The sequence below is a fragment of the Thermoflexus sp. genome, assembly GCF_042408365.1.
In the GTDB taxonomy this organism is placed as follows: domain Bacteria; phylum Chloroflexota; class Anaerolineae; order Thermoflexales; family Thermoflexaceae; genus Thermoflexus.
In genome coordinates this window covers 1-6,728 of sequence record NZ_JBHOQJ010000188.1, presented here as the reverse complement: position 1 = coordinate 6,728, position 6,728 = coordinate 1, and the positions used below count along the sequence as shown (strand labels likewise).

Annotated in this window: 7 protein-coding genes; 2 read left to right on the top strand and 5 right to left on the bottom strand. The window is 65.4% G+C overall.

Annotated elements, in window-relative coordinates; all coding sequences use genetic code 11:
- The first annotated feature begins 177 nt into the window (after positions 1 to 177).
- On the top strand, positions 178 to 540 hold the full coding sequence (gene rplT / locus ACFMO5_RS08825; RefSeq protein WP_376792381.1) for a 50S ribosomal protein L20: 363 nt from the start codon (positions 178 to 180) through the stop codon (positions 538 to 540).
- A gap of 173 nt (positions 541 to 713) precedes the next feature.
- The gene (locus ACFMO5_RS08820; protein ID WP_376792380.1) at positions 714 to 1,508 is read left to right on the top strand and encodes a TrmH family RNA methyltransferase; all 795 of its coding nucleotides are present in this window, start codon (positions 714 to 716) and stop codon (positions 1,506 to 1,508) included.
- Positions 1,509 to 1,559: 51 nt separating this feature from the next.
- On the opposite strand, the gene ACFMO5_RS08815 is transcribed toward ACFMO5_RS08820, so the two are convergent.
- From ACFMO5_RS08815 to ACFMO5_RS08795, 5 genes are all read right to left on the bottom strand, one after another.
- Positions 1,560 to 2,063: a phosphoribosyltransferase gene (locus ACFMO5_RS08815; protein WP_376792379.1), complete on the bottom strand. Its 504-nt coding sequence runs from the start codon at positions 2,061 to 2,063 to the stop codon at positions 1,560 to 1,562.
- A gap of 377 nt (positions 2,064 to 2,440) precedes the next feature.
- Positions 2,441 to 3,466, bottom strand: coding sequence for an ABC transporter substrate-binding protein (locus ACFMO5_RS08810; RefSeq protein ID WP_376792378.1), 1,026 nt, complete (start codon positions 3,464 to 3,466; stop codon positions 2,441 to 2,443).
- 241 nt (positions 3,467 to 3,707) lie between these two features.
- Entirely contained in the window at positions 3,708 to 4,511 is an 804-nt protein-coding gene (locus tag ACFMO5_RS08805) for an ABC transporter permease (RefSeq protein ID WP_376792377.1), read from the bottom strand.
- Positions 4,508 to 5,260 carry an ABC transporter ATP-binding protein gene (locus ACFMO5_RS08800; RefSeq protein ID WP_376792376.1) on the bottom strand — a complete coding sequence of 251 codons (753 nt, stop codon included), beginning with the start codon at positions 5,258 to 5,260 and terminating at the stop codon, positions 4,508 to 4,510. Before ACFMO5_RS08800 ends, ACFMO5_RS08805 begins: the two co-directional genes overlap by 4 nt.
- Positions 5,261 to 5,323: 63 nt before the next feature.
- Entirely contained in the window at positions 5,324 to 6,418 is a 1,095-nt protein-coding gene (locus tag ACFMO5_RS08795; protein ID WP_376792375.1) for a helix-turn-helix domain-containing protein, read from the bottom strand.
- Positions 6,419 to 6,728: the final 310 nt, after the last annotated feature.

Here is a 6,728-nt window from a genome sequence, read left to right as displayed (position 1 = left end):
CGCGCGTCTTTGGCGCGCGGCTCGGCCCCTAAAGATGGTAGGACACCCCCTCCGCTTCGCGGGGCTCCAAAACCGAATGAAGCCAGGCTGAATAGTTACTATCCCTATAGCAAATGCGGATGAAGCGCTATGGGCGTTCAGACCCACGACAATTTCCATTAGTCAGGAGAAGTTGCAATGACTCGAGTGAAAAGCAGCGTCACCAACCGCCGTCGCCACAAGAAGGTCCTGAAGATCGTTGAAGGCCAGCGGGGGTCCCGCAGCCGGCATTACCGACGGGCCCACGAGGCAATGATCAAATCCCTCGCTTACGCCTATCGACACCGGCGGGAGCGCAAGCGGGATTTCCGGCGTCTCTGGATCATGCGGATCAACGCCGCCGCCCGCCAGAACGGCCTCTCCTATAGCCGGTTCATGGCCGGCCTGCGGGCCGCTGGGATCGCCGTCAACCGTAAGATCCTGGCGGATCTGGCGGTGCGGGACGCCGCCGCCTTCGCCCGGCTCGTCGAAACCGCTCGCCAGGCGCTGGGGCTCGCCTGATCGCCCTGAGGGGCTGGGTCCAGCACAGGAGGCATGGCCGGGCGGGGAGGTCACAAAGGGCTTCCCCGCCCTTCTCATCTCCTGTAGATGGGCCACCCGGTCATTGATCCCGCTCAGGCGCTCAGGGTTCGGGAAGCCTCCCTCCAACGGCCTTCCTATGATTTGAATCCCCTATGCCCTTGATCACCAGTCCATCGAACGAGAAGGTCAAACGAGTCCGGGCGTTGCTGGAGCAGCGGAAAGCCCGTCGGACCTATCGCCAGATGGTCTTGGAAAGCCCCCGTTTAATTGATGAAGCCCTCCGCTTCAGCCAGCATCATCCCGATTACCGCCTCGCTTTTGCGTTCTACGCGAACCCCACCCCTCGTGCCCGTGAAACGCTGGACCGGCTTCAGGCGGCGGGCGTGCCATGCTATGAGGTCACTCCGGCCATCCTCGAGCTGTGCACCGAGGCGGAGACCCCTCAGGGGATCATCGCCGTGGCGCCGATCCCGGAGCTTCCCTGGCCCGAGCCCTCGACCTTTCTGATCCTGTTGGATCGGGTTCAGGAGCCGGGGAATGTCGGAGCCGTGCTGCGCAGCGCGGCCGCGGCAGGCGCAGAGGGAGCGATCATTCCACCCGGGACAGCGGATCCATGGCATCCGAAGGCCGTGCGGGCCGCCGCCGGCGCCCATTTCGTTCTGCCAGTGCGCATCGCCTCCTGGGCGGAGATCCCTTCGCTTCTCGGGAGCACAACAGTCTGGCTGGCAACGCCCGGGGGCGAACACGTCTATTTTGAGGTGAACTGGCGGGAGCCCGTGACCCTGATCTTGGGAGGTGAAGCCTCCGGCCCTGGGCCGGAGGCGCAGCGCCTGCCCCACCGCGCCGTGCGGATTCCGATGGCCCGGGGGATGGAATCCCTGAACGTCGCGGTGGCGGGAGCCCTCCTGCTCTACGAGGTCGCCCGGCAGCGAGGCTGGATGAAATAAGCAGGGCCCCCCATCGGTTTCCACATCCCCCCACCGACGCCCGAAAGGCCCTTATCCGCCTAAGGGCTCCATCGGGCGGACGCCTTCAGTACCCCGGCGCAGCTCCCACGGGTAGATGATATAAGCGTCCGTCACCGCCGCGTAATAGGTTGGCCCATGGCGGAAGAGGGACTCGCGGGGCTTGTAATGGAGCACGGCCGTTTCCGGATACCCCCCGGCTGCCTCCACCCGGCTCCGGACCGTGTTGATGGTCCGCCCGCTGGCCCATACGTCATCCACAATCAAGACCCGACGGCCTCGCAGCAGCTCATCCTCAGGGAACTGCAGGAAAGTGGGCCAGGTGAAGAGCTTCACCTGACTTAAATCCTGGGCCTCCGGGAAGCGGACGGCAGCGGTCAGAATGTATTTGATATCCAGGGCTTCGGCGATCATCCCTCCGGGCACGATCCCCCCCCGCGTAATCATCAACAGGGCATCGAAGGGCCCCCGGAGCTGAGGCAGTAAATGATCCATTAGGGCTTCGACATCTCCCCACGAGAGGATCTCTCGCCGCATTCTGATAACCCCGCTGGGTAAAGTGGAGAACGCGCCCACCGGCGCGCCCTGACCTCGGATTAGGAGACTTCGGCTTGATGGGGTGTGGGGGCATGCGGGGGATGGGCAGATGGCCCCTCTGCGCCTTCTTCCCCCTCCCCGCCGCCCGAAAGGCAACGGCCCACACCTCCCGGAAATCCCCCAAGCAAAGCGAGATCGGGGCAACTACCTGAATTTTAAATAACGGCTGGTCGGCTGTAAATATGCGAAGCAGGGGCACCCCTACCATCGCCATCCATGCCTTCCGTGGGGGCTCCTGGGGATCGGAGAATCCGCATCCGCCGGGCCATCGGATCGTCCAACCCCCTAGAGAGACGACCTCACGCCCTCAACCCACGTTACGGAGACCCCCCTCGCGCCTTCTGCAACAAGGCGTTGGTAAAGACGCGATCGATCTCCACGGGTCGGGTGATGGCGTTGTAACGACGTAGGACCTCGTACAGGGCCTCCCACTGCTCCCGGGTTTGCCATCCCAACCCATGGGCCCGCGTGACCTCCGATTCGGCATCCTTTAACTCCGCCTCCAGCATAAACCGCATGTGCCCCCGATCGGCCTGGGGCGCATATTTCAACACGATGTCCACCGCCTCCTCGGGGTTGCGCCGGGCATCCTCGATACCCTTCATCGCCGCCCGCAGGAACCGAACCAGGAGATCCGGATCCCGTTGGATCTGATCCTCGTTGGTGACATAGGTCAGCCCCAGGGTCGGCACGCCGTAGTCCGCCGCATCCCAGATGATGAGCTCATGTCCCATCTGCCGCAGCAAGTAAGGTTCGTTCGATTTGAATAGAGGGTACACATCGACCAACCCCTGCACCAGCACCCGCGGGTCGAAGCCGACGTTGACCAGCTCCACCCGGCTGCGGTCCACCCCCGCCGCCTCCATGATCGCGAAAAGATCCGGCGGGGGCGCCCCCTTATACCCCACCCGCTTCCCCTCCCAATCCTTCGGCGTCCGCATCCCGGAGGATTGCAGGGCGGCGAAGGCTTGCTGCCCCCGCTGGCCGATCAACGCGATGGAGACCAGCGGGAGGCCCGGATCGGCGCGCCGTTGGAGCAGCACCGCCGCGTCCTGGGTGGTCACCTGGACCTTGCCGGCCATCAGCAGCTGGAGATGCTCTCCCCGGCCGGTGGAATGCTGGATCTCCACATCGAGGCCCTCCGAAAGAAAGTAGCCTTTCTCTTTCGCGATATACACCCCCACAAAGGGCAGGTTGGCCTGCGGCTTGTAGCCGGCCATGAAAACCATATGCTGGAGCGCGACTGTGGGGGTGGCTCGCGGCGTCGGCGTGACGCAACCGATGATCCCGAGACCCATAACCATGGAGAGAACCAATCGAAGCGTTCGATGGATCCTGGACATCGATGACCCCCTGGAAACGAAATTTGGCTTGAGACTTCTCTCCCCTCCTCATCGCTCGAAGGGCGGTGCGGAGGGAAGACAAATTCGAAGTCCACGAGAGGAGGGGTAGGGCCCCAACACGTTTCATCCTCCCTCCCCACGGCCCAAGATGAAAACAGTTGATGAGGGTGGGGCCGGGCAACGAAGGCGCCCGGCCCCACCCTCACGGGGGAACCAACGGCACAACTCCATCAGGGACGCCCTATGATCGCCACCAAGCGATGTGTCGCTCCCTCCAAGATGCGAGGGCATAACCTGTCACACTGATGGCAGCGAGGAGGATGGCGGCAGCGAACAGGCGGGGCATATCCAGGTTGGTCTGAGCCAGCCACATCACCCGCCCCAAACCGTCGGAGGCGCCCGTCCACTCCGCCACCACCGCCCCGATCAAGGCCAGCGGGATCGTTGTCTTCAACGCCGCGAAGGTGTAGGGCCACGCGGAGGGCCATCGCAGATATCGGAAGATCTCCCAATCCGAAGCATCCCACGCCCGCATCAGCTCCAGAGCCGCCGGGTCCACCGCCCGCAGCCCGCTCATCCACGACACCAGGGCGGGGTAAAAGGTCAACAGCGCGGTCATCAGCACCTTGGGGATGGGGCCGAAGCCGAACCACAGCGTGAGGATCGGCGCGATGGCGACCAGAGGGATCGCCTTCAGCAGAAGCACGAGGGGCATGACCGCCCGCTCCAATGGGGGGTAGAATGTGGCGGCCACCGCCAGCCCCAGGGCGACCCCCATGCCGATGGCCAGCCCGGCGATCGCCTCCCCCATCGTAACGGCGGCGGCCTGAAGGTATAGCCCCCGCTCTACCCAGAGCACGCCGAGGATTTTCGAAGGCGGGGGAACCAGATAAACCGGCACCCGGGCGGCGCGGACGGTCAGCTCCCAGGCGAGCAGCGCTGTGGGAAGCGCAAAGGGCAAGACCAAGGGGATCCATCTCTGCACCGGCCATGACGTCCGGGTGATGGGCAACGCGGGGGCGCGCAGGAAGGCCATCCGGCTCATCGTATACCTCCAGCGAGGGCTTGACGCATCCGGTGCGCCCACTCGCCGATCCGCCGCTCATCCCGCCGCGGGCGTGGATCCGGGATCGCGAAGCGCGCCCGGATCTGCGCCGGGCGGCCTGCGAGGACCACGACCTCATCGGCCAGCCGCGCCGCTTCATGGAGATCATGGGTCACCCAAAGGACGGTGGCCCGAAACCGTTGCCAGAGCCGCTCGACTTCCTCCAGGAGCTGTTCCCGGGTCAGGGCATCCAAGGCCGCGAAGGGCTCATCCATCAGCCACACCTGAGGCTCAGGGGCCAGGGTGCGCGCCAGAGCCACCCGTTGTTGCATCCCCCCCGAAAGCATATGGGGATAAGCGCGTTCGAACCCTCTCAGGCCAACCAGGTCGATGAGCTCCTCGATGGCGAGCGAGGGCCGAAGGGATCGGCCGTTCACCTCCAGCGCGAGGCGGATGTTCCCCTCCACTGTGCGCCAGGGGAGCAAGGCAGGCTGCTGCCCCATCCACCCGATCCGACGCGCGGCCCGCGCCTCCGCCGGGGAAAGCCCCCCCACGCGCACCTCGCCCGCCGCCGGGCGCAGAAGGCCCGCCGCCAGCCGGAGCAAGGTGGATTTCCCACACCCGCTGGGCCCGACGATGACGGTGAAGGACCCCGGGGGGACCTCCAGGTCCAAGCCCTCGAAGACCGCCCATCGGCCCTGGGGAGTTGAGAAGATCTGGACCACGCCGGAGATCCGGATATCCAGCATTTCGGACGCTCCAGAGTTCATCGTGAACCTTCCCCTGGCTTACGAACCCCAGGGGAGATGCCGTTACGAAACCACCAGCCCTCGCCGACCCTCCATGCGTTCGGGGAGGATCCGGAAAGTCTCCAAGCCATGGGATGGAAGCGGCCAATCCACACGATAGCGATGCGCCAAGCGGGTGAGCAACCCCTCTGGGCCCTCGGGGAACGGCTGAGGGATGGCTTCCCCCTCCACCCGGACCCGTCGGAGGGGCGGCCAGGGCTCATCGATCAACAGCGTGATCCGCGGATGGACGCGCACATGATCGGGCCATCGGGAGCCCGGGAACGCGGCGATCCAGAGGGCCGGCTGTTCCCACACATACCAGACAGGAACGGCGTAGGGCTGACCGTCGACGCGCATGCCGATCAGGCGGGCGACCCACGGGCCTTCGAGGAACGCCATGATCTCGGCCGGGCGGAGCCGGCGCAGCGGAAGGCCCTGGGGTTCCACCCCATAGGGCTGATAGGCGGGGGCGCCTAACCGTAAGGAGAGACGGGCGGCTGCGGCCCGCAAGCCTTCCGCAAAGGCGGAAGTGGCCCGCGCGGCCGGCAGACGCGCCGCCAGGGCCACATACGGATGCCGGCCGTCCGGGCAAATCGGCGCGGCGATCTCCACAACGGATCCCAGGGCGCGGCGGGCGATCCCGCTCCGCCGGATCTTCTCCCAGCGGCCGCGGGCCTGGCGATCGGCCAGGAAGATCCACCCCGCCGCGCTCTCGGAGAGCAGGAAGCGTTCCCCGATCGCCCAGTGGCCGATCAGCGGGTGGCGGCCCAAGACCGCCTCGATCACGACCACCTCATCGCCCACCGGGCGCAGGAGGGCGACGCTTTCCGAAAACCCCCGGGCCTCCGCTCGGAACAACTCCCGCAGCGTCCGTTCCGGATGCGTGCGGGCGGCCAACACCCACCACCGGGGGCCCAGACGATAGGGTCCTCGCGGGCTTGCCTGTTCCAGATAACCGTGGGCCTTGAGCGTGTTCAGCAACGCGAAGGCGCCGGTGCGCGAGAGGCCCAGACGGTCGATCAGCTCCGAGGGAAGGACACCCTCCGGCCGCTCCGCGATCCATTCCAAAAGCTGGAGCGCCCGCTCCACGGCTGGGACCCGACGGATGTACGACAAGGCCACACCCCTGCCCGATAGATTTGCTGGCCTCCATCTCCTCACGCGGATGGATCGGTGATTGATCATAAAAAATCTATGTTTATTATACAAAACTTCAGCAAATTCGAGGAGAGCGATCCGCTGTCAGCCCGTGCCTCCATCCGGGCGGGATGGCCAACGAAAAGCGCTGGGGGGCCAGGCTCTGCCTGGCCCACGCATCGGCTCGGTTTGTCGGATCTGGCCGGGCGATCAGCGCCTGGCCAGCGCCTGCACCCGTTCCTGCAATGCCATGTTCAATACTCACCCCGGCTGTCCCGGGGAACAAAAA